This window comes from Rhizobium sp. rho-13.1 (assembly GCF_007000305.1).
Lineage (GTDB): Bacteria > Pseudomonadota > Alphaproteobacteria > Rhizobiales > Rhizobiaceae > Rhizobium > Rhizobium rhododendri.
Genome location: NZ_SCFL01000102.1, coordinates 1 through 338, shown reverse-complemented (window position 1 = coordinate 338; position 338 = coordinate 1). Strand labels below are relative to the sequence as shown.

General features: G+C 62.7%; 1 pseudogene. It reads left to right on the top strand.

From position 1 onward, the window contains the following. Nucleotides 1-338 (top strand): annotated as a pseudogene (locus EQW76_RS28825) (UTP--glucose-1-phosphate uridylyltransferase); the annotation flags it as partial.

The window sequence follows — 338 nt, the reverse complement described above, 5'->3', positions numbered from 1 at the left end:
CAGTTCGAACTCGAGCAGACGCTGCGCCAGCGTAACAAGAAGGCCGAGTTGACGCTGCTCAACAACCTGCTGCCGATTGCCGGCACGGCCAGCTTTACCCGCCAGCAGGAGCCGCTCGGCCTCGGCCACGCGGTCTGGTGTGCGCGTGAGATCGTCGGCGACGAGCCGTTTGCGCTGTTGCTGCCCGACATGGTCATGCAATCCGATGTCGGCTGCATGAAAAGCATGATCGAACTCTACGAGCAGAGCGGCGGCAACGTCATCGGCGTCGAGGAATGTGCGCCGGACCAGACCCATAAATACGGCATCGTCGGCGTCGGCGAAAGCATCGGCAACGG